Here is a 21,335-nt window from a genome sequence, read left to right as displayed (position 1 = left end):
TCCAATGTGAAATAAAAAAGGAAAGCCCACCACTTATTTAAAAATGGTGGGCTTTTCTTCTAAATATAGTTTAATATTTTGACAGACATGGATTCTTTTATTTCATCATTAATCACTAAAGTATTACTATCTATTTTCGATGCGTTTTTCATATGCATAAGATATGTTTCTACTCCCTCTAATGGAAGAGATAGTCGTAAAGTTTTATAGTGCATAGGTATAACTATTTTGGGGTTCATTTTTTTAGTGACTTCCGACGCTTCCTTGCCATCAATTGTATAATTACCCCCTACTGGAACAAACAATATATCTACATCTCCAAGGGAGGACATATCATCATTTGAAAGAGTGTGGCCTAGATCTCCTAAATGACATAAGGAATACCCATCCATTCTAAAGGTGAATATTATGTTATCGCCCCGTTTTGCACCTTTATTTTTGTCGTGATAAGAAGGGGTACCTTTTATAGATATATCATGTAAAGTGGAAATGCCAATTTTATCTATGATTTTATAATTGCCAGTTAGCTCTTTGATATAATTATGATCAAAATGTTGATGACTTATAGTTACAATATCTGGACTGCCTTTATAAATATCATACCCTAAAGTATTGTCAAATGGATCTGTTAAAAGCTTCACACCTTTTGAATCTTCCAAAAGAAAGCATGAATGACCTAACCAAGTTATTTTCATGTAAATTCTCCTTTTGTTAAATGGTTTCGCTTTGTTATGGTATGTGACCCCCACTTATAGAAGTGGGAGTCTTTCCTTCTGAAATGCCTTTAAAATTAATATATTGTGTAGTAAAAGAACATTTTATACGGTCATTTCATGACTCACAATATATAATTTTGATTTTTATTAAATATCTAATAAATTCTTTTTATAGTTAGAATAATAAAGTCTAAGCTCTTCCATTTGTGCATCTAATTGTATTTGTAATGATGAAAGTTCTTCATAGTTTTCAAGTTTAGAGGCTTCTTTTATTTTAGTAAATAGGCTTTTCTTAGAATAAGTATCCTTCATAAGAGAATGTCTAAGATCATTAATTTTTTGCCAATTTGCTAAATCTAAATCTAAAGCTTTTTCAGCAGTGTGAATCATTTCAGATTTTCGAATCTCTTCTGCATAATTATTTAATAACCTATTATTTATTTCAGTAACCCATCTACTGGTTATTGCCATTTTAAAACTATTTATTATGCTAGTAGTAAATACATTGGAAGTCGTAAGAATCTTAAGCTTTTCAGGATATTCTTCTAATGTACGAACATTTTCATAAACAGTTTTTGGTGCTTTTCCAAAATATTTTGCGCGCTCTTCTTCTGTATAGAATTCGAATACATCTTCTTCACTTCTGTAAGCTCTATCTTTTTCTAAATAATCGCTGTCGTCTCCTGGTGCTTTAGATAATTCTTTCAAAAGGTCATCTTCAGATTTATTGTTTTCTATGGCATATACAATCCCATCGAGCATTGTCATATATAGGGTAGATAAAGCTAAATAGGCATTAGTATGTGGACATGGAGATCTAAGCTCAAACCTTGTAGCAAGTGGATTATCAAGGTCTCTTATTAAGGCTAAAAGTATAGATCTGTTTCTCGATGGAATATCTACACTGTGACCAAGTGAAGTTACTATGCAAATAGGAGCTTCAAAACCAACTTTTAATCTTCTTAAAGAATCATTTGATGAAGAAACAAATGGATTTATTACTTCATAATTTTTAAGTACTCCCATCACGGAAGCATAACCTAAAGTGCTTAAAAAATGTTTTTTATTTGAATTGAATAAATTAACTCTCTTTCCATTTTTTAATTTTACAGCTACTCCAACATGAATATGTTCACCGCTTCCAGCCACATCATGTACAGGTTTTGCTAAAAAATTAACATCTAGACCGTTAAGTCTGAAGGTTTCTTTTACTAAATTTCTGATAAATAGCTCATTATCTGCACATTGAAGAGCATTTGAAAACTTCCAATCTAATTCAAGTTGTTCCATGATATGTGTTAGAGTACCAGCTTCACCTATTTGAGCTTTTACCCCACCAACTTCTTTATGGCCCATTTCAGGTTCGAAACCATACTCTTCCATTAAAAGAAGTGTTTGCTCGAGAGCTGTTCGAACATTTCCTTTAGTTTTACTCCAATATTGCTCTTTTAGTACTTGCGAAGTAGATAGTTCTTCTATATCAGCCTTATCATTAGGTGTTTTTACCCAAAATTCTAACTCAGTAGCAGAAGTGAGCATTAGCTCATCAATATCTTTATATTCAAAATTAAAAGAAGTTAAAGATGATGGATTTTCTTTGAATAAATTAAGAAGGGTTGTTTTAAAGCATTCAATGGATCTTTTTAAGATTGATCTTGAATCTACTGGGAGATTATCATGTAATAATATACATGGGATCTTTAATGTACCTATAGGTAATGCTGTTTCAGGGTCAATGTTTTCATAATTGTAGTCGACGTACCAATTACAGTCAAAATCTGCTAGCATGTCTAATTTAGCATTGTTTAGAGTGGCAATACCTGGCAATACTACAGATGAACCATCAGTTTGAATAGCACCTTCCGCGAAACCACTAATATCATTTAAGAATATTTTCATTGGAATTCTCTCGTCAGTGTCATTACCGGATAAGTCAATACCAACTAGTGAGACGAATTTCACCTCAGAGTGAGCAAGTAAAGTTTCTTTAATTTCTTTTTCAGAATGCTTTTCTTTAGGAATTACATAAAATAATTTTTTCAAAATAATATTCCTCCTTTAAAGTATATAAATTGCTTAAAAGCCACTAAAGTGACTTGATTAACCTTTTTAGAAATAGAATCATGATCTTAGCAGAATACTTGAATTGCCTGTAACAAGACTACCACATATAGGAGTAGAGAGCTTTTTTTAGAAATACAACAAAATTTTATTTGTAAATAAAATGATTTTATTATGAAAATGCAAGTATGTCAATAAAAAAACATCACAAAACACAATAAATTATAAACCAATGCTGCTGATTTGCAAGTTATTACAAATGAAAATTCATTTATAAATTCAAATCATAACAAAGTTTATTTTTAACTAGTATTATATCACATACATCTATGAAAAGGTGATATTTAAATAATCAAAGTGTTATTGAAGGTTTGTAGAATAGTATTTCCAAAATATCAAGATATAGGATTTATAACACAAATTTTAATTTTTAGATATAGACTTCTTTTTTTTATGGTAAATACAAGAGAATTTAAAAAGAAATTGACAATGAAAATTCATTATAATATAATGATAAGAAGTTCATAGTAATTATTGATTATGACTAATAAAAAGCTTTGATTAGGAAAAGTATTTAAGCAAGTAACTTACAGAGAATGGGCCAGGTTGAGAACCCATAGTGAAGGTTTAGAGAAAATCACCTAGGAGCTGAGAGCTGAATGTTTAGTAAGCTTATCCGTATTTCTGCGTTAAAGAATAAGGTATTATTGTACTTGAATTTATATGTATTATATAGGTGGCATAACGAATTTAACTTCGTCCTATTTAGGGTGGGGTTTTTTTATATTTAAAAATATTGTAGTACCACAGGTAATGATTTAACGACATTTCAGAAGGAAAGTTCCCCACATACAAATAGTAATTATTAAATGAAATAGGGAAAGGAGTTTTATTATGTATAAGAAAAATGATGCTTCAAAAAGTTTTATGGATATAGAAAAAGATGTGCTTAAGCTTTGGAAAGAAAAAGATATTATTCAAAAGAATTTTGATTTAAATGAGGAAGGGGAGTCCTTTACTTTTTATGATGGTCCACCAACGGCTAATGGAAAACCACATATCGGGCATGTTTTAACAAGAGTTATGAAGGATTTAATTCCAAGATATAAGGTAATGAAGGGATATAATGTTCTTAGAAAAGCTGGGTGGGATACCCACGGGTTACCGGTAGAACTTGAAATAGAAAAAAAACTTGGAATTAATGGTAAGCCTGGAATAGAAGCTTACGGTGTGGAAAAGTTTGTGAAAGAATGTAAGGACAGTGTTTTTAACTATGTAAATATGTGGGAAGAGATGTCGGATAGGGTAGGATACTGGGTAGATATGGAGAAGCCATATGTAACTTATCATAATGATTATATTGAATCAGTTTGGTGGGCATTAAAGCAAATGTGGGATAAGGATCTATTATACAAAGGTCATAAAGTAATGCCTTATTGTCCAAGATGTGGAACATCTTTATCATCTCATGAAGTGGCTCAAGGATATAAAGATGTAAAAGAAATGTCAGCATATATAAAATTTAAAGTGAAGGGTGAAGAAAAATTTATACTTGTTTGGACTACAACTCCTTGGACACTTCCAAGTAATGTAGCACTTGCAGTAAACAAAAAATATGATTATGTTGAGGTAATCCAAGAAGGTGAGACTTTAATACTTTCGAGAGATTTATTAAGTAAACTCGAGGGAGAGTATGAGGTAGTACGTGAATTTAAAGGAGAAGCTCTAATAGGTCTTGAATATGAGCAAATGTTTAATTTCTATACTCCAAAAGAAAAAGCTTTCTATGTAGTACACGGAGATTTCGTAACACTCTCAGATGGTACAGGGATAGTCCATATTGCTCCGGCTTATGGTGAAGATGATAATTTGCTTGGTAAAAAATATGATTTACCACTTATTAATTTAGTTGATGTAGAAGGAAAATTTGTAGATTGCGTTGCTCCATGGAAGGGCATTTTTGTTAAAGAGGCTGATGCTAAGATATTAGAATACTTAAAAGAAAACAATGTTTTATATAAAGCAGAGAAATTTGAACACTCATACCCACACTGTTGGAGATGTGATACACCACTTTTATATTATCCAAGAGAAAGTTGGTTTGTAAGAATGTCTTCAGTAAGGGACAAACTTATAGATAATAATAATAAAATTAATTGGATTCCAGATAACGTGCGAACAGGCAGAATGGGTAAATTCCTTGAAGGCGTTATAGATTGGAGTATAAGTAGATCTAGATATTGGGGGACTCCACTTCCAATTTGGGAATGTGAATGCGGTCATCGCGAACTTATAGGAAGTATAGCAGAACTTAATGAAAAGGGAATAGATGTGCCAGGAGGAATAGAGCTTCATAAACCATTTATAGATAAGATAAATTTAAAATGTCCAAAATGTAGCAAATCTATGACTAGAGTAGAAGAAGTTATAGATTGTTGGTTTGACTCAGGATCAATGCCATTTGCGCAACATCACTATCCATTTGAAAATAAAGAACTATTTGAAGCTAATTTCCCAGCTCAATTTATTTCAGAAGCAGTAGACCAAACAAGAGGATGGTTCTATACGTTACTTGCGGTATCTACAACTGTATTTGATACAAACCCATTTGAAAACTGTATTGTACTAGGGCATGTATTAGATAAAAACGGAATTAAAATGTCTAAGCATAAAGGGAATGTGCTAAGTCCATTTACAGTGCTAGAAAATCAAGGAGCAGATGCTCTAAGATGGTACTTTTATACTGCTAGTGCGCCATGGTTACCTTCAAGATTTTATGAAGGCGCGGTAATTGAAGCACAAAGGAAGTTCATAGGAACTCTTTGGAATGTATATTCATTCTATATTCTATATGCTGAAATAGATAATTTTGACCCAACTAAATATGATTGCTTTGAATCTGAGAATATTATGGACAAATGGATGATGTCAAAACTAAACACATTAGTTAAGAATATAGATGACCATTTGACAAATTATAGAATAACTCAAGGTGCTCTTGAACTCGAAGGTTTTGTAGATGAACTTTCTAATTGGTATGTAAGGCGCAATAGAGCAAGATACTGGGTAGAGTCACTTACAGATGATAAGATAGGCGCTTATATGACATTATATAGAGTTATCACAACTTTTGCCAAAATATCTGCTCCATTTATACCGTTTATAACAGAAGAGTTATATCAAAACTTAGTAGTTGCATTTGACAAAAGTGCACCAGAAAGTATTCACTTATGTGCATGGCCTGAATATAGAGAGGATCAAGTGGATAAAGTATTAGAAGAAGAAATGGATATGGCTTATAAGACTGTTAAATTAGGAAGAAGTGCACGAAATGCTGCTAATATAAAGAATAGACAGCCGCTTTCTAAAATGCTAGTTAGTTCTAAATCTCTTCCAGAATATTATGGAGATATAGTAAAAGAAGAACTTAATATTAAAGAAGTAGAGCTAGGAGCTGATATTTCTAAATATGTTAAATTTGAAATTAAACCAAATCTACCTGTGCTAGGTAAGCCATATGGTAAGCTAATACCAGGAATTAAGAAAGCAATAGGAGCTATGAACCAAATGGAGCTTGCTCAAACTATAAATAACGGGAGCATAGTTACTATAAATGTAGCGGGAACAGAAATAGAACTCAATAGCGAGAGATTACTTGTTACAATGCAAGGGCTTGAAGGCTATGCATTTGCTGGGGAAGGTGAAATGGGAGTAGTCTTAATGACTAACATCACCGAAGAACTTAAAGAAGAAGGAAACGTACGTGAGATCTTAAGCAAGATTCAAAACATGAGAAAAGAAAGTGGTTTTGAAGTTGCTGATAAGATTAGAATTTACGTATCTGGAAATGAAATGCTTCAAAATGTAATTTCGAGATTTGAGGAACAAATCAAACGGGATACTTTATCTGTAGAAGTTGTATATAATGGTGAAAGAGAATATACGACGGTTAAGATAAATGGTGAAGATTTAAAACTAGATTTAGAAAAATTGTAATTAATGATTTAGAAAGTATGTGATATTAAGCACATACTTTCTTTTTTAGTAATAATAATGTGCGGGTACACTTTATGAGATATACTTATAAATATCATTGTAAACTTGATTTAATGGGAACACTATAACTATACTAATAGTAGCAAGTTCATATATAACTTGAAATGACAGGCTTTTATCAGTATAATGATAAGATAAGAAAATAGTAGGAGTTGAGAAATATGGCTGCGTCAATAAAAGATGTTGCAAGAGAAGCGGGAGTTTCTATTGCCACAGTATCCAGAGTTTTAAATGATATAGATGTGGTAAATGAAGACACTAAGAAAAAAGTAAATGATGCTATAAAAAAATTGTCGTATAGGCCTAATATAGTTGCAAGAAGCTTAAAAACTCAAAAATCTAGTACTATAGGGATAATTATACCGGATATATCAAATCAATTTTATCCTGAAATTGTTAGAGGCTGTGAGGATGTAGCTAATATTTATAAATACAACATTATGCTTTGCAACGCGGATTTAGACGTAGATAAAGAAATGGAATCTTTAAGAATACTTAAAGAGAAAATGATAGATGGGGTTATATACATGAGTAATTCCATAGAGAATAATGTTATAAGCTTAATAAAAGAGCTCGAAATGCCGACGGTTCTTGTAGAAACTACAGATGCTGGAGGAATATTACCTAGTGTTACTATTGATAATGTAAGGGCAGCAGCTGATGCGGTAAAATATTTGATAAATAGGGGCAACAAGAAAATTGCATATGTAGGTACTGATATAGAAAAAGTTAATGCGCTAGCTAAAAGGCACACAGGCTATATCAAAGGGCTTGAGGAAATGGGAATAACACTTGATAAAGAGCTAATTTATCTTGGCGGAGTTAAGGCTAGAGATGGGTACAAGGGGATTAATGCGATATTAGATAAAGGTGTCCAAATAGACGCAGTATTCTGTGCTAGTGATGAAATTGCTATGGGAGTAATAAATGCATTAAGAGATAAATCTATTAAAGTTCCGGAGGACATAGATGTTATGGGCTTTGATGATATTTATTCAGCTTCAATATTCTATCCTAAATTGACTACAGTGGCTCAACCAATGTATGACATGGGATCTGTAAGTATGAGAATGCTTATAAAAGCTATAAATAATTTAGAAGTTGAGGAAAAACATTTTGTATTACCGTATAGAATAGTGGAGAGAGATTCCTGTAAATAAATATAAGTCTTATTAAAACAAAATAAGTTTTAATAAGACTTTTTACATTATTTTCATGAGCCTTGAATATACAATTAGGTGATTTTATAAATGTCAAATTAACAAGTTGGAGGTAACAACGTTTTGAATATTAATAATAAAGTAGAAAAAATATTTTCATATTTACTAAGTATAAAAAATATGAATCAAAAAACTATAAGAAATATTAATGAATATGAAAATGTACATTGGCAAAAGGAACTCCAAAATATTAGTGGGTGCACTTTTAATGTTGATGAAAATAAGGACTATTGGTTAACTATAGATGAGAGAGCAGGAAAATTATACGCTCAGTTTCAGAAAACATATTTAAAACTAGAAAAAAACAGTGAAGATTTAGAGGTGATTTGGTCAAATGGGCTTTTAACTTGGGAAAAAGAGGGCAAAAAAGTAGTCCATCCTATTTTTACGACTAAAATAGAAATAAAGCTTGATTCAATGAAAAAAATATTTACCCTAAAACCATATAATAACCAAACCAATGTGGAGCTTGAATTTTTAAATGAATACCTCGAAGTGAACTTAGATAGTTTACTAAGCATTCGCAATAAAGCAAAAGATATGGCTCTGGATGTAAGAAATATTGAAATGGCTTCGAAAATATTCGAAGAGATAGCTATGCTTTTAAAAGCTCACAGGTCGGGTTTTTATATTGAGGATCTAAGCGGTGAATCAGATATAAAGATTCAAAGTAACATGCAATTTTACAATGCCCCATGCATCATACTTCGTAAGGTTGACACAAGACTTTGGAATATGGAACTAAATGATGTATTAACGCAAATAAGAGCGGGATTTCCTATTCCTAAAACTATAGAAGCTTTGGTTTCAGAGGAAGATATGGTGCAAGATATCGAGGAACTTAATGAGTGGACGGAAGTAGGACAAGATGTATTATTTCCTCTGCCTGCAAATCAGGAGCAAATGGAAATAACTAAGAGACTCGCTGAAAACTTTGGGATTGTTGTACAGGGACCGCCAGGTACTGGTAAAAGCCATTCTATAGCTAATTTAATATGCCATCTTTTGGCACATGGCAAGAGGGTACTAGTGACAAGCCAAACAGATAGAGCATTAAGGGTTTTGTCTAATAAAATCCCCGAAGAAGTTAGGGCATTATGTATAAGTATATTGGGAAATGATACGAAATCACTAGAAGAATTGGACGAGTCTGTTAGAAAAATAACAGAAAATTTATCAATGGACACTAAAGAATTACATAAAGACATAAAACTCTTAAAATATAAACTTAGTAAGTGCATTGAAACTCAAAAAAAATTATATGAAGGGTTAAAATGCATTGAAGATAGAGAAAACGACAAGGTAGAGTATGAAGGGCAAAAATACACATTAATGCATATGGCTAAGTGGGTTAAAGATAATGAAGAGGCTCATTCTTGGCTAGTAGATAAGGTTGATTTTAATAAACAAAATCCCTTAGGTCATGAAGAATTTAATAAGTTAGTTACATTATCAAGTATAATTACAAAAGAGCAAATACATGAAATAAATAACATAGATAAGTACAGAGCGATATTGCCTAAAGAAGACGAGTTATGTTATAAAATATTAGAATTATTTAAATTAGAACAGTATCAACATATTCATGAGAATAATATTAAAGACTGGAATAATGTTAAGTCTATAGATTATGGAAATAGAAGATTACTAAAACTTGTAGATGATGCAATAGAAAGACTAAAAGGGTTTGAAAATAGCTGGCTAAATAATGTTATGACACATTATTATTCTAATAACGAATCACAAGGTGTTTGGCAACAATTAGTTAATAAGTGTAATGAATATATAAGAAGTATAAGTGAAATCAAGCAAGAATTAAATGATCACAAGTTAGAAATACCGACTGATGTTGATTTAAACAAATTTAAAAATGACTTTGATGTTGTATCAAAAACAATAAATGAAAAAGGCAAACTAGGAATTGTATTTAAGATGATCCATGGTAAGTTTAGATATATATTCGTGGGTTGCAAGGTAGATTATGAGTTTATAAATAATAGTGAACAAATAAGGGTAGTTAATTTATATATAAAGCTACAGCTATTAGAAAGAGAACTTAAAAATATTTGGAACAATACAGTAGAAGAGTATGGGGCAAAGATCATAGATGATTCGAAATTAAACTATGTAAATGAAGTCGCGGGTGGCATTAGGGGTATTGAAACGATTATTAACTGGGACAAAGACTTTAGAAATAATATAATTAATTTTTTACCAGATAAAAACCTGACGATTAGTTTACGTTGGTATGAAAAAGAATCATATATCTATCTAAAAAATGGATTTGAGAGTTTAAGGCTTATAAATAAATATAATAAATTAAAACTAGAAATGGAAGAAATAGAGAAAAAATTTAATAATGTAGGGTGCATGCAAAAATTACACAATGCTATAAAAACAAGAGACGTTGATAGTTTGCATTCTGTTTATATGGAGATTGATAGTCTAATGCAAGTGGCGAGTAGTGTGTTAGAATTAACACAATTAAGCAAAAAGATAGAAAAATGCTGTCCGATATTACTTGAAAATATCACAAATGATAATAAAAAGGCCATGAAGAGTTTAGAAAATTTAAATTGGGAAAAGGCATGGAAGTGGAAAAAATGGAATGATTTTTTATGCAAATTAGAGGAGATTGATGTAGAGGCTTTAGAGAAAAATATAGCCCAGGAAAAAATTAAAGAAAAATATATTATAAGAGAACTTGTTTCTAAAAAAAGTTGGTTTAATCAAATAGAGCGTACTACTGAGGCTCAAAAAAGAAGCTTATTTACCTGGATGGAAGCTATAAAAAGAATAGGAAAGGGCACAGGAACTCAGGCAGTGAAGTATAGGAAAATTGCACAAAAGGAAATGGAAAATTGTAAGGATGTAATTCCTGTATGGATTATGCCAATAAATAGAGTCATGGAGAATTTAAAGCTTACGGATAATTTATTCGATGTGGTAATTGTGGACGAGAGCAGTCAAAGCGATATATCAGCTATAACAGTTTTAATGAGGGCTAAGAAGGCAATTATTGTAGGAGATGAAAAGCAAATAAGCCCAGAAGCCATTGGAAAGGACCATGTTGCTGTAGAAACTTTAATAAACACATATTTAGAAGACATTCCACATGCAGAATGGTTTGATCTAAAAACTAGCTTGTACAATACAGCCCTAAGGGTATTCCCAAATAGATTATTATTAAAGGAACACTTTAGGTGTGTTCCAGAGATAATAGGATTTAGTAATGAATTGTGCTATTCGGGCGAAATAATACCTTTAAGAAGAATAGACGCTAAAGAGATAGTTGGCCCATTTATAGTAACCTCTAAAGTTACTCAGGGGTGTAGGGATGAAACTAAGGCTATAAACGCAAACGAAGCAAAAAGCATTGTAGATAAGATAATAGAGTGTTGTAGTGATGAGAGGTATAATGGCATGACAATGGGAGTTGTATCGTTACTAGGGGACGCTCAAGCTGAATTAATACTGGGCATGTTGGTAGAGACACTTGGCATGGAGGAAATACTGCAAAGAAGACTTATATGTGGAGATGCTTATTCCTTCCAAGGGGATGAGAGAGATGTAATGTTCCTATCGATGGTTATTGCAAATAATGCTAAATTTACAGCTTTAACTAAGGGATCAGATATAAGAAGATTTAACGTAGCGGCAAGCCGTGCAAGGAATCAAATGTGGCTATTTCACTCAGTCGATTTAGATAACCTCAATAATAAATGTGTTAGATACTCACTATTAAAATATTGCCTTGAGGAGAATGAATCTAAGGAAGAAATTAAATCACAACAATATTTATTATTAAATGATTTTGAGGAACATATAGAAAGATGCATAAAAGAAAATGGATATAAGATTACACCAAAGGTTAAAGTAGGAAAATATACTATAGACTTTGTTGTAGAAACTGATTTATCTTTGGATATTACTGGAGGTCATTGTAAAAAAATAGCAGTTAAATGCATTGGAATGCCACAAGATGAAAATTATAATTGGAAAAATCAGTATGAAATGCAAATGTGTCTTGAAAGGGTTGGATGGGAGTTTTATAAAATACGTGCCAGTGAATTTTATAGAAATCCTAGTGTAGTTATGGATAGATTATCACAAAAATTAAATAATTAGAAAAAACATAAAACCTTACTTAGTTAAATTTTTGTTTGCATATTATTCCAGTTAAGTTATAATAAGTATAATGACGGAGTATGATAATAGTATGATTTTTAATAAGAGGGTGAGAGGAATGACTAGCAAAGTGAAGAACGTAATATGGATGATATGGAAAAATGAACAAGAAGAAACATTTAAAGTAGGAGAGTTAAGTAAAGGAACGGAAAAATATTATTTCAAATATGATATTGAGGGTGTTAAAAAGGCTGAAGCATATGGATTCTCTCCATTGCCGTGTTTTCCTATAGTAAATTCAAAGTATTTCAGCGAAGAATTATTTCGTTCATTTGTGAAGCGACTACCATGCCAGGGAGAAAAGGATATGACCTCTGTTTTAAAGGAATATAATATTGACGAATACGATGATTTAGAATTACTTGAAAAAAGCGGAGGCAAAATGTCAACAGACAGATTCGAATTTGTTTCGCCTTTGGATGAAGAGAGTATTGTTTTAGATAAAGAAGGTATTATCTCGGATGAGAAATAAAAATATTTAGACAAAAAGTGTGTAGGATGAAAAATATGTTTTCAATCCTGCACATTTTTTGTTTTTTTAAATATGATAAGAAGTATAAGCAATTTTCAAATATATAAAACTAAATACTTAAACAATATTATAAATTGTTCTCACAACATAGACTTATAAATCATAAAATGAAATGAGTAATAATTTGGGGTGGTATTTTGCTATACGTACTAATCTTAGCAGGTGGAAAGGGAACAAGACTTTACCCTCTATCTCGTGCACAAAACCCAAAGCAGTTTTTAAATATTATCAATAATAAGAGCTTTTTAAGAAGCACTGTGGATAGAATAAAATGTTTAGTTAGCAATGAAAATATTTATGTAGTTACTAATGAAGATTATTTTGAAAAGATCTGTAAAGAACTTCCAGAAATTAATAAAAAAAATATATTTGTGGAACCTAGTAATAAAGAAACTGCTACTTGTATAGGTCTATCCGCTGCCAAGCTAGTGAAACAGGACAAGGAAGCAACCATGATAGTTTTACCTTCTGATCATTATATAGAAAATGAAAAGGAGTTTAAAGAAACTGTTTTACAAGGAGTTGAAATTGCAAATAAAAAAAGAGGACTAGTCACCATAGGTGTACAGCCCACAAGACCAGAAACTGGGTATGGTTATATAGAAATGGGAGATAGGGTAAACGCTGATATGCCTACGTTCAAAGTAGAACGATTTTTAGAAAAACCGAATACCGAAGTAGCCAAGGATTTGCTCTTAAAAGGAAACTTCCTTTGGAATAGTGGTATGTTTGTATGGAGAGCAGATGTGTACTTACGAGAGATGGAGAAGTATTTACCAAAGATGTATAAAAGATTAATGACTATATATCAAGCTTTAGAGACCGATGAAGAAACTGAAGTAATAAAAGAACAGTACAACGAAATAGATGGAATATCAGTGGATTTTGGCATAATGCAGAAAACTAGAAAGGCATTTGTTATAAAATGTGACTTTGTATGGGATGACATAGGAACTTTTGCAGCACTTTCAAGGTTTCTAAGTAATTTACGCGGTAATAATGTTTTGGGTAACACGTTTATGGAAGAGAGTGAAAATTGTTCAGTATTTGGTAAGGACAGACTTATAATTGGGTTTGGTGTAAAGGATCTTATAATTGTCGATGCAGGAGATGTAATACTCGTAATGGACAAGAATAAGGATCAGGAGATTAAGCATTTGGTTAATGAACTTAAAGAGTATGAAGAAACAGAAAAGTATATATGATTTAATAAGCGCCACCTATAGGTGGATACGAAATTAAACCCTCCTAATCAAATAGGAGGGTTTAATTTCATTTTAAATGGAAGTCATTCACGGAATCATTGGCGGTGGTTTTCCAGCGAAGATAGCTCGCTATCTTCGTTTTTATCAAATTTTCCGTTAGCAATCATTATTTTTTTATCAGCGAATGAAGCTACTTTTGATGAATGAGTAACGATAATTACACATTTGTCTTGCTGCCTTGCTAGTTCTAAAAAAATCTTCATTATGCCTTCTTCTGTGTCTTTATCGAGGTTACCTGTTGGCTCGTCAGCTAAAATTATATCCGGATTATATGATAATGCCCTTGCTATTGCAACCCTTTGCTGTTCACCACCAGAAAGCTTTAGGACTCTACGCTTTGATTTTGTTTCATCAAGTTCTAAATTTGATAACATATTTAGAGCAATTTCGTTTTTATTTTCTAGTTTTTTTCCAGATACATCAAGTGATAATACCACATTTTCCTGTGCTGTCAGTTGAGGCAACAAATTGTATCCTTGAAATATAACTCCCACCATTCTGCTCCTATATTGGTATTTATCTATTGTTTTTATATCTTTGCCATCATATAAAATCTTCCCTTCAGTTGGAGTAGTTAACCCCGATAGTACAGATAAAAGTGTACTTTTGCCTGCACCTGATTTGCCTACAATTGAATAGATTTTGCCCTTTTCAAATTCGAAATTGATATCATTTAAAATCTTTTGATTATTACCATCATAAGAATAAGACAAACTTTCAAGTTTTAATATACTCATATACCTCTCCCCCTAATTCCTATTTGATAATATCTTAAGCGGTTCATAGCGTAAGATGAAAATTATCGCTCCGCAGCTACTAATTATTGTAAGTAGTATACCAATACCAATTAACTGCAATATTACATTAATATCAGTTGCTGCTGTTATATTTTTAATATAGCTGACATCATTATTCTGTTTAGAATTTCCAATTTGGGAACTCCCTCCACCTTGAACCATTACTGGTCTTCCAAAATTTTCGTTTTGGGTGGCTTTCTGTGTTTGAGCTGATGTCACTTGGCTTTCAAGTAATGTGTTTGCAATTGGTACAGAAGCTATTGCTCCAATTGATGTCCCAATAATTATTGCAATAAAAGTAACTAAAAACAGCTCTATAACAAACTGAAATGCAACTTTTATTTTCTTCATTCCAATAGCTGTCAATACGCCTACCTCATATTTACGTTCACGAATATTAAAAATGTTAAGTACAACTAAAATTGTTCCACCAATTATAAAAACAAGTAAAAGAAATATGTCCGCAAATTTGTTTAAATTCTTAAGTGGAACTAAGCTTTGTTCGTAATTGGTTACATCTTTTGAGGTAACAGTATAGTCTTTTGACAGTCCGCGTGATACCACATCAGTTTTAAAGTTATTGAATTGTTCTACATTTGAAAAAGAATATATACCACTAGTTTGGCTTCTTAAAGCTGTTGTGGTTTCATTTTCATTTTGGGCAGTAGCCTTTTGTGCCTTGCTTTCTGAGTTATTAGTAATTGCTTTTAGTGTGTTGTAGTTTGTATAAATATAATTTGCGGGATCCTGCGATGCGGAAAATCTCATCATTTTATTATCACTTGTAGCGGTTGTGCTATAAATGCCCTTTATGGTGAGTTCATATGTTTCCGTACTTAAATTAGGGTTTGATAACTTTATTTTATCACCAACCTTTAACTTGTTAAAAGTTGAAAGTGTATCACTTATTAGGCAGGAGTTATCTGCTTTATCAAATGAAAAAATCTCACCGGATGCAATTTTATTTGTACCATCTACAAATGATGTCATTGCATTTTCTGTGTTATACCCCATAATTGTGAAATCACCCTGTTGCCCCATACCTCCAAAGTCTTTTTTGTCACCAGTGACAACTTTAAATTCATTTGTATCTCCGGTTGTCGTGGTTTCGGTTTCAGTATATGGCTCTATGCCATCACTTTTTGAAATAGAACTTTCTAATGAGTAATTAAAATCTTTAACATAGCTTGAATTTGAGTATTTTTGCATTTCAGCTAAGGTAATTGCCGGATGATCTTGCATAAGCTGACGTAATGTCTGTCTGTCATCCTTAGCTTGTTCTTGGAGTTTTGTCATATCCACTCCAATTGTAGCTGTAATTGATAAGTCTTTTAGTCCCTCATTCTGGGCAGTTTTTGCTGCTTGTTTAATAGATAAAGCAACACAGCTAGAAACTGCGATTACAAGCGCAATAATTCCTATTAATATATTTCTCGCTAGATTTCTCGAAATATTTTTAAGTGCATTTTTGAAAATATACATAGTGATTAATCATCTCCTTCTTTAATTCTAATTATATTTAACAGTTGTGATGTTTTTGTGAGCTTAAAAAAATAATCTGCGTAACGCCTTAGCGTTAAGCAGATTAAATTACTAATTTGTGATTTTCAAAGAAAACCAAAATTCAACGCCACCGTCATGATTTATCACACCATAATTGCCTTCGTGAGCGTTAATAATTGTTTTAACAATGTAAAGCCCTAGTCCAACATTGTTTTCGTCATTTCTTGTTCGTGCTTGATCTGTCCTATAAAAGCTGTCCCATATCTTGTCGATATTCTCCATAGGAATATTTTCGCCCTCGTTATATATTGAAAACACCACATTTTCTTGTTGTTTCTTAACAGATATCTTAACCATATTATTTGGTTTTGTGTGTGAAATTGCATTTATCATATAATTTTTCATCACTTGCTCTAAGTGTATTTTATCACCACTAACGCAACAATCATTTTCAAAATGCGTATTATAGATAATACCCTTTTTTGCAAACAATACATAGTTTTTTGCAGTAAGCAGTGAGGCAACTTCTCCCAATTTAATATTTTCTTTTTTTAGTTTAACCAAATTATTTTCAATACTTGAAATATCAAGCAAGCTCCTAACAAGCTGATCCATTTTTTGGCTTTCATCAATAATTACATCATAATAAAAGCTTTTATCGATACCCTCTACATCATTTTTTAACATTTCGGAATATCCCAACAATAATGAAAGTGGAGTTTTTAATTCATGGGATACATTGGCAATAAATTCTCTTCTCATTTTTTCTATTTGTTTTTGATAATCAATACCCTTTTGCAGGACTTGATTTGCACTTGTAAGCTTTGAAATCATTTGTGAAAGTGTATCCGACATGATATTAATGTTTTTAGCTAACCGTCCTATTTCATCATCAGGCAAATTTTCATCTGCTTTTTTCGTAAAATTCAAAACAGCAACATTTCGTGCCACTTCATCAATTTGTTTAATAGGTTTACTGAATTTTGAAGCAAATATATATGCTGCAAATCCACCAAATAATAATGCGAAAATAGAAATAAACACACTAAATTTAGCTAGAATTTTTGCGCTCTGTTCAACTCCAGAAATGGGTGTTTCAATTACAATGAATCGTTTTCCATTTTCCGAATTTATTATTCCGTGAAGCATTAAGCTTTTTTCATTTGTTCTATAGTTCACCTGCAACATAGCACTTGGATTTTCAGAAAATATTACTCTACCTTTTTCATTTTTAAAGCGAAAAGGTGCATTTGCTGGAAATGGATTATTTTTTCCATAACTACTATAAATAACATTAGTTAATTCATCTAAAATAGTAATTTGTAAATTGTCAGTTTCTTCGCGGTGGTTAATAATTTTATATAACTTTGGCTCATCATCACTGTAATTTTGCTTGATTTGACTAAATAGTTGTTCAATTACATTGCTTTTTTGTGCCTTGAAATATGGATTTGCTAAAAATATGTTGAATATTACTTGTAATATTACAATTGAAAAAATAATTAGCCCAACAAATATAGTAACTTTAGTTTTTATTGTTTTGTTCATTTTTCACCTCAAAGCGATAACCAACGCCATGGACGGTTTTGATATATTGACAATTGAATACAAGTTTTGCTCTTAATTGCTTTATGTGTGTATCAACTGTTCTTGCATCGCCTACATAATCATAATTCCAAACAGCATCTAAAATTTGTTCTCTGGCTAACACTAGTTCATTATTTTCAATAAAGTATAAAAGTAAATCGTATTCTTTGGGTGTAAGGTCTAATTTTTCATTGGCACAAACTACTTCTTTTTTTAACTTATCAACTGATATATTGCCTATAACAACATTTTCGGACTTTCTCTTACCAGTTCTTTTTAATACAGATTCAAGTCGTGCAAGAAGTAATGATGGCGAAAAAGGTTTAGATATATAATCATCTGCACCAAATTTAAATCCAGCCAATTGATCATATTCCTCCCCCTTAGCAGTAAGCATAATAATTGGAGTAATCGAGTCTTCACGAATTTCAGAAAGTACATCAAATCCATTTTTCATTGGCATCATTACGTCTAATAAAATTAAATCTATCTTACTGTTATTAGAATAAAACATTTCCATCGCTTCTTTTCCATTGCTTGCTTCAAGTATCTCATATTTATGACTAACGAGAAAGTCCTTAAGCATTCGTCTAATTCTACTTTCATCATCAACAATAAGAATCAGACCCTTTATTATGTCCATTATTATCACCACCTTAAAACGATAGTATACCATAACCATGATGAAAATATGAGAAGCCATTACTAAAATTGATAACGTAGCGAACAATCTATTTTTGCTAATTATCAAGATTACGATTCCTATAATAGATATAATAAAGGAAACACTTTAATAATTTTACAAATTAATCAAATAAAAGTATACTATAATTGTATAAATTTAAAATATATAAATTTGTACAAAATTCCATATATAAGAAAACGTATGAAATTAATTTATAAAGGGTGAGTTCGATGAATGATAATATAAGTGTATTAGTGGTGGAAGATGATATAGATATAAATAATTTGTTATGTGAAATATTGAGAAGGCATGGATATCATGTAAAAACTGCATATTCAGGATCAGAAGCAAAAATGTGTATAAATCAGTATGATTTTCACATTATTTTATTAGATTTAATGATACCGGGCATATCCGGAGAGGAGCTTATATCAATCATAAGAAAAATTAAAACTATGCCAATAATAGTGTTATCTGCAAAGACAGCACAGGATACAAAAATAGAGGTACTAAGACTAGGTGCAGATGATTTTGTGTCCAAGCCTTTTGATGTAAATGAAATTCTAGCAAGGGTTGGGGCACAATTGAGAAGATATATGATATTTTCTAATAAAAGTAAAAGTGAAGATATTTTAAAGTATAGAGATTTAATTTTAAATAGTGAAGCAGTAGAGGCACTAGTTAAAGGAGAAAATATTAACATTACACCAAGAGAGTTTCATATCTTAGAGATGTTAATGTCTTACCCAAACAAGGTGTTTACTAAAGCAAATATATTTGAGACTGTATGGAATGATGAGTTTTTGGGTGATGATAACACTGTAAATGTTCATGTAAGTAATCTTCGCTCAAAAATAGCAAAGATTGATCCAGATAGTGAGTATATTCATACAGTATGGGGAATTGGTTATAAGATGAGTTAGAAATCTTAATACTTTCTTAAGGATTTCCTTAAGGTATCTTATACTTTAAGTACTATTATAAATATATAAGATAAGGCATAAGGGGAGGGAATTTAATGGGGGATATAATTTTAAAAACAAAAAAATTAACTAAAAAGTATGGTAAGGACTTTGCCGTAAATAATGTTGATTTAGAATTAAAACAAGGGGATATTTACGGACTCGTAGGCAAGAACGGTGCAGGAAAAACAACAATACTTAGGATGATATCTGGATTATCTATACCAACAAGCGGAGAGATAGAGCTTTTTAATGAAATATCAAAAGCTGGTTTAAATAATTCAAGGGCAAAGCTTGGATGCATGGTTGAAACACCAAGTTTTTTCAAGTATTTATCAGCAAAGAAAAATTTGGAATACTATAGATTGCAAAGGGGCGTTGTAGAAAAAGAATGCGTGGATGAGGCAATTAAAATGGTAGGGCTTGAGGATGTGGGCAAGAAAAAATTCAAAAATTTTTCACTTGGCATGAAACAACGATTAGGACTCGCACTAGCTATAATGACAAGTCCTGACTTACTAATCTTAGATGAGCCTACCAACGGTCTTGACCCTACTGGAATAATAGAATTAAGAGAACTCTTATTAAGATTTAATAGAGAAAGAAATACGACAATAATTATATCTAGCCATATATTAAGTGAGCTATCTCAACTTGCAAATACCTATGGATTTATTAATAAGGGCGAGTTTGTAGAGCAAATAGCTGCAAAGAATCTAGAAGAAAAATGTAGACGGTACCTATTAATTAAAGTAGATGATACCTCAAAAGCCACCGTTATAATAGAAAATAAGCTAGGAGCTATGGAATATGAAGTGTTAAATAGAAATGAAATTAGATTATATCATCATATAGATACTCCAGAGAGAGTGTCAGAGGCGCTTATTAATAATGGAATTAAGCTATTTTCAATTAATAACAGTGGTGTGAATTTAGAAGAGTATTTTGTAAATTTAATTGGGGGTAATAAGCATGATTAATTATATAAAAGCTGAACTTTATAGAAGTTTTAATAGAGTATATTTTTGGGCTTATACAGCTTCTATAGGTATTTTAGCTATATTGGCTAATGTTATGATTTTAAATGTACATTGTCATATTCCCACTGATAGTATTAATAGTATGTTTGATAAGTTCATTATGTCAACCCTTATTATTCCAATATTTCTAGTAGTTGGACTTGTAGATATGATTACATCGGAGGAAAACAAAAATGAAACGCTTAGAAATGTTGTGGTTTTTGGAGTTACAAGAAGTAAAATAATTTTATCAAAGCTTATAACTACAGTTATCCTTGCATTTATAGCAGAAATTATTATATTAGTTTTGTATTTTGGGAGCGCATTTGTAGTATTTGGAGTAAATAATGAACTAATTGCTACTATAATAAGGTTTTGTCAAAAAACATTAGTAGCCACGCCTCTATGGATAGCAGCTATAGCAATATGTACTTTCTTAGCTGTTATTATTAAAAATAATACTATTTTTGCATTTGTCTATTCTGGAATATTTATATTTACAGACAAGATTATTAAATTACTTTCATTCTTTGTTTCTAAAAATTTTAAATACGTGGGAAATATTCTTATAACAAAAAAAATAAATGAAATTTCAACGGGATCATTAACAAGTGAAATTATAATATCTTCAGTTTTAATGGGAGTTATTTATACAGTAGTATTTACAGTTATAACCATAGTGTATTTTGAGAAAAAGGAAGTTAAATAAATTGGTTTAGCATAAGCATAAGCTATGCTAGATAT

At 31.3% G+C, this 21,335-nt stretch carries 14 protein-coding genes and 1 other annotated feature; of the genes, 8 read left to right on the top strand and 6 right to left on the bottom strand.

The window, feature by feature from the left end; all coding sequences use genetic code 11:
- Positions 1 to 59 precede the first annotated feature (59 nt).
- The gene (locus ACWJKP_RS19920) at positions 60 to 695 is read right to left on the bottom strand and encodes an MBL fold metallo-hydrolase (protein ID WP_165412909.1); all 636 of its coding nucleotides are present in this window, start codon (positions 693 to 695) and stop codon (positions 60 to 62) included.
- A gap of 168 nt (positions 696 to 863) precedes the next feature.
- The gene (locus ACWJKP_RS19915) at positions 864 to 2,762 is read right to left on the bottom strand and encodes a type I glutamate--ammonia ligase (protein ID WP_165412941.1); all 1,899 of its coding nucleotides are present in this window, start codon (positions 2,760 to 2,762) and stop codon (positions 864 to 866) included.
- 563 nt (positions 2,763 to 3,325) lie between these two features.
- Positions 3,326 to 3,544 (top strand) — a binding site (T-box leader).
- A gap of 127 nt (positions 3,545 to 3,671) precedes the next feature.
- Between ACWJKP_RS19915 and ileS the strand changes: the two genes are divergently transcribed.
- The 5 genes from ileS to ACWJKP_RS19890 all read left to right on the top strand — a co-directional run bounded on the left by ileS (position 3,672) and on the right by ACWJKP_RS19890 (position 13,978).
- Positions 3,672 to 6,773, top strand: coding sequence for an isoleucine--tRNA ligase (ileS, locus tag ACWJKP_RS19910; RefSeq protein ID WP_165412910.1), 3,102 nt, complete (start codon positions 3,672 to 3,674; stop codon positions 6,771 to 6,773).
- 221 nt (positions 6,774 to 6,994) lie between these two features.
- Positions 6,995 to 7,993 (top strand): LacI family DNA-binding transcriptional regulator, encoded by a 999-nt coding sequence (locus ACWJKP_RS19905; RefSeq protein WP_165412911.1) that lies wholly within the window; start codon positions 6,995 to 6,997, stop codon positions 7,991 to 7,993.
- Positions 7,994 to 8,116: 123 nt separating this feature from the next.
- The gene (locus ACWJKP_RS19900) at positions 8,117 to 12,181 is read left to right on the top strand and encodes an AAA domain-containing protein (RefSeq protein ID WP_165412912.1); all 4,065 of its coding nucleotides are present in this window, start codon (positions 8,117 to 8,119) and stop codon (positions 12,179 to 12,181) included.
- A gap of 91 nt (positions 12,182 to 12,272) precedes the next feature.
- Positions 12,273 to 12,713: a HipA N-terminal domain-containing protein gene (locus ACWJKP_RS19895; protein ID WP_462961364.1), complete on the top strand. Its 441-nt coding sequence runs from the start codon at positions 12,273 to 12,275 to the stop codon at positions 12,711 to 12,713.
- 197 nt (positions 12,714 to 12,910) lie between these two features.
- Positions 12,911 to 13,978 carry a mannose-1-phosphate guanylyltransferase gene (locus ACWJKP_RS19890; protein WP_165412914.1) on the top strand — a complete coding sequence of 356 codons (1,068 nt, stop codon included), beginning with the start codon at positions 12,911 to 12,913 and terminating at the stop codon, positions 13,976 to 13,978.
- A 95-nt stretch (positions 13,979 to 14,073) separates the two neighbouring features.
- On the opposite strand, the gene ACWJKP_RS19885 is transcribed toward ACWJKP_RS19890, so the two are convergent.
- From ACWJKP_RS19885 to ACWJKP_RS19870, 4 genes are all read right to left on the bottom strand, one after another.
- Positions 14,074 to 14,775 carry an ABC transporter ATP-binding protein gene (locus tag ACWJKP_RS19885; RefSeq protein ID WP_165412915.1) on the bottom strand — a complete coding sequence of 234 codons (702 nt, stop codon included), beginning with the start codon at positions 14,773 to 14,775 and terminating at the stop codon, positions 14,074 to 14,076.
- 12 nt (positions 14,776 to 14,787) lie between these two features.
- Entirely contained in the window at positions 14,788 to 16,317 is a 1,530-nt protein-coding gene (locus ACWJKP_RS19880) for an ABC transporter permease (RefSeq protein WP_165412916.1), read from the bottom strand.
- A 111-nt stretch (positions 16,318 to 16,428) separates the two neighbouring features.
- Positions 16,429 to 17,886 (bottom strand): sensor histidine kinase, encoded by a 1,458-nt coding sequence (locus ACWJKP_RS19875; protein ID WP_462961363.1) that lies wholly within the window; start codon positions 17,884 to 17,886, stop codon positions 16,429 to 16,431.
- Positions 17,864 to 18,568: a response regulator transcription factor gene (locus tag ACWJKP_RS19870; protein ID WP_165412918.1), complete on the bottom strand. Its 705-nt coding sequence runs from the start codon at positions 18,566 to 18,568 to the stop codon at positions 17,864 to 17,866. The genes ACWJKP_RS19875 and ACWJKP_RS19870 overlap by 23 nt, the downstream gene beginning before the upstream one ends.
- A 272-nt stretch (positions 18,569 to 18,840) precedes the next feature.
- On the opposite strand from ACWJKP_RS19870, the gene ACWJKP_RS19865 reads away from it, so the two are divergent.
- The 3 genes from ACWJKP_RS19865 to ACWJKP_RS19855 all read left to right on the top strand — a co-directional run bounded on the left by ACWJKP_RS19865 (position 18,841) and on the right by ACWJKP_RS19855 (position 21,300).
- Positions 18,841 to 19,533 (top strand): response regulator transcription factor, encoded by a 693-nt coding sequence (locus tag ACWJKP_RS19865; protein WP_165412919.1) that lies wholly within the window; start codon positions 18,841 to 18,843, stop codon positions 19,531 to 19,533.
- Positions 19,534 to 19,628: 95 nt separating this feature from the next.
- Positions 19,629 to 20,552 carry an ATP-binding cassette domain-containing protein gene (locus ACWJKP_RS19860; RefSeq protein WP_165412920.1) on the top strand — a complete coding sequence of 308 codons (924 nt, stop codon included), beginning with the start codon at positions 19,629 to 19,631 and terminating at the stop codon, positions 20,550 to 20,552.
- Positions 20,545 to 21,300 (top strand): ABC transporter permease subunit, encoded by a 756-nt coding sequence (locus ACWJKP_RS19855; protein WP_165412921.1) that lies wholly within the window; start codon positions 20,545 to 20,547, stop codon positions 21,298 to 21,300. Before ACWJKP_RS19860 ends, ACWJKP_RS19855 begins: the two co-directional genes overlap by 8 nt.
- Positions 21,301 to 21,335 lie beyond the last annotated feature (35 nt).

This window comes from Clostridium sp. CM037 (assembly GCF_055081095.1).
This window is presented reverse-complemented; position numbering and strand designations above follow the sequence as displayed.

What these genes read in the sequence shown, in the direction of transcription:
- ACWJKP_RS19885 (WP_165412915.1), bottom strand. Translation starts at nt 14,775, where the DNA reads ATGAGTATATTAAAACTTGAAAGTTTGTCTTATTCTTATGATGGTAAT.
- ACWJKP_RS19865 (WP_165412919.1), top strand. Translation starts at nt 18,841, where the DNA reads ATGAATGATAATATAAGTGTATTAGTGGTGGAAGATGATATAGATATA.
- ACWJKP_RS19905 (WP_165412911.1), top strand. Translation starts at nt 6,995, where the DNA reads ATGGCTGCGTCAATAAAAGATGTTGCAAGAGAAGCGGGAGTTTCTATT.
- ACWJKP_RS19920 (WP_165412909.1), bottom strand. Translation starts at nt 695, where the DNA reads ATGAAAATAACTTGGTTAGGTCATTCATGCTTTCTTTTGGAAGATTCA.
- ACWJKP_RS19860 (WP_165412920.1), top strand. Translation starts at nt 19,629, where the DNA reads ATGGGGGATATAATTTTAAAAACAAAAAAATTAACTAAAAAGTATGGT.
- ACWJKP_RS19875 (WP_462961363.1), bottom strand. Translation starts at nt 17,886, where the DNA reads ATGAACAAAACAATAAAAACTAAAGTTACTATATTTGTTGGGCTAATT.
- ACWJKP_RS19870 (WP_165412918.1), bottom strand. Translation starts at nt 18,568, where the DNA reads ATGGACATAATAAAGGGTCTGATTCTTATTGTTGATGATGAAAGTAGA.
- ACWJKP_RS19855 (WP_165412921.1), top strand. Translation starts at nt 20,545, where the DNA reads ATGATTAATTATATAAAAGCTGAACTTTATAGAAGTTTTAATAGAGTA.
- ACWJKP_RS19880 (WP_165412916.1), bottom strand. Translation starts at nt 16,317, where the DNA reads ATGTATATTTTCAAAAATGCACTTAAAAATATTTCGAGAAATCTAGCG.
- ACWJKP_RS19895 (WP_462961364.1), top strand. Translation starts at nt 12,273, where the DNA reads ATGATTTTTAATAAGAGGGTGAGAGGAATGACTAGCAAAGTGAAGAAC.
- ileS (WP_165412910.1), top strand. Translation starts at nt 3,672, where the DNA reads ATGTATAAGAAAAATGATGCTTCAAAAAGTTTTATGGATATAGAAAAA.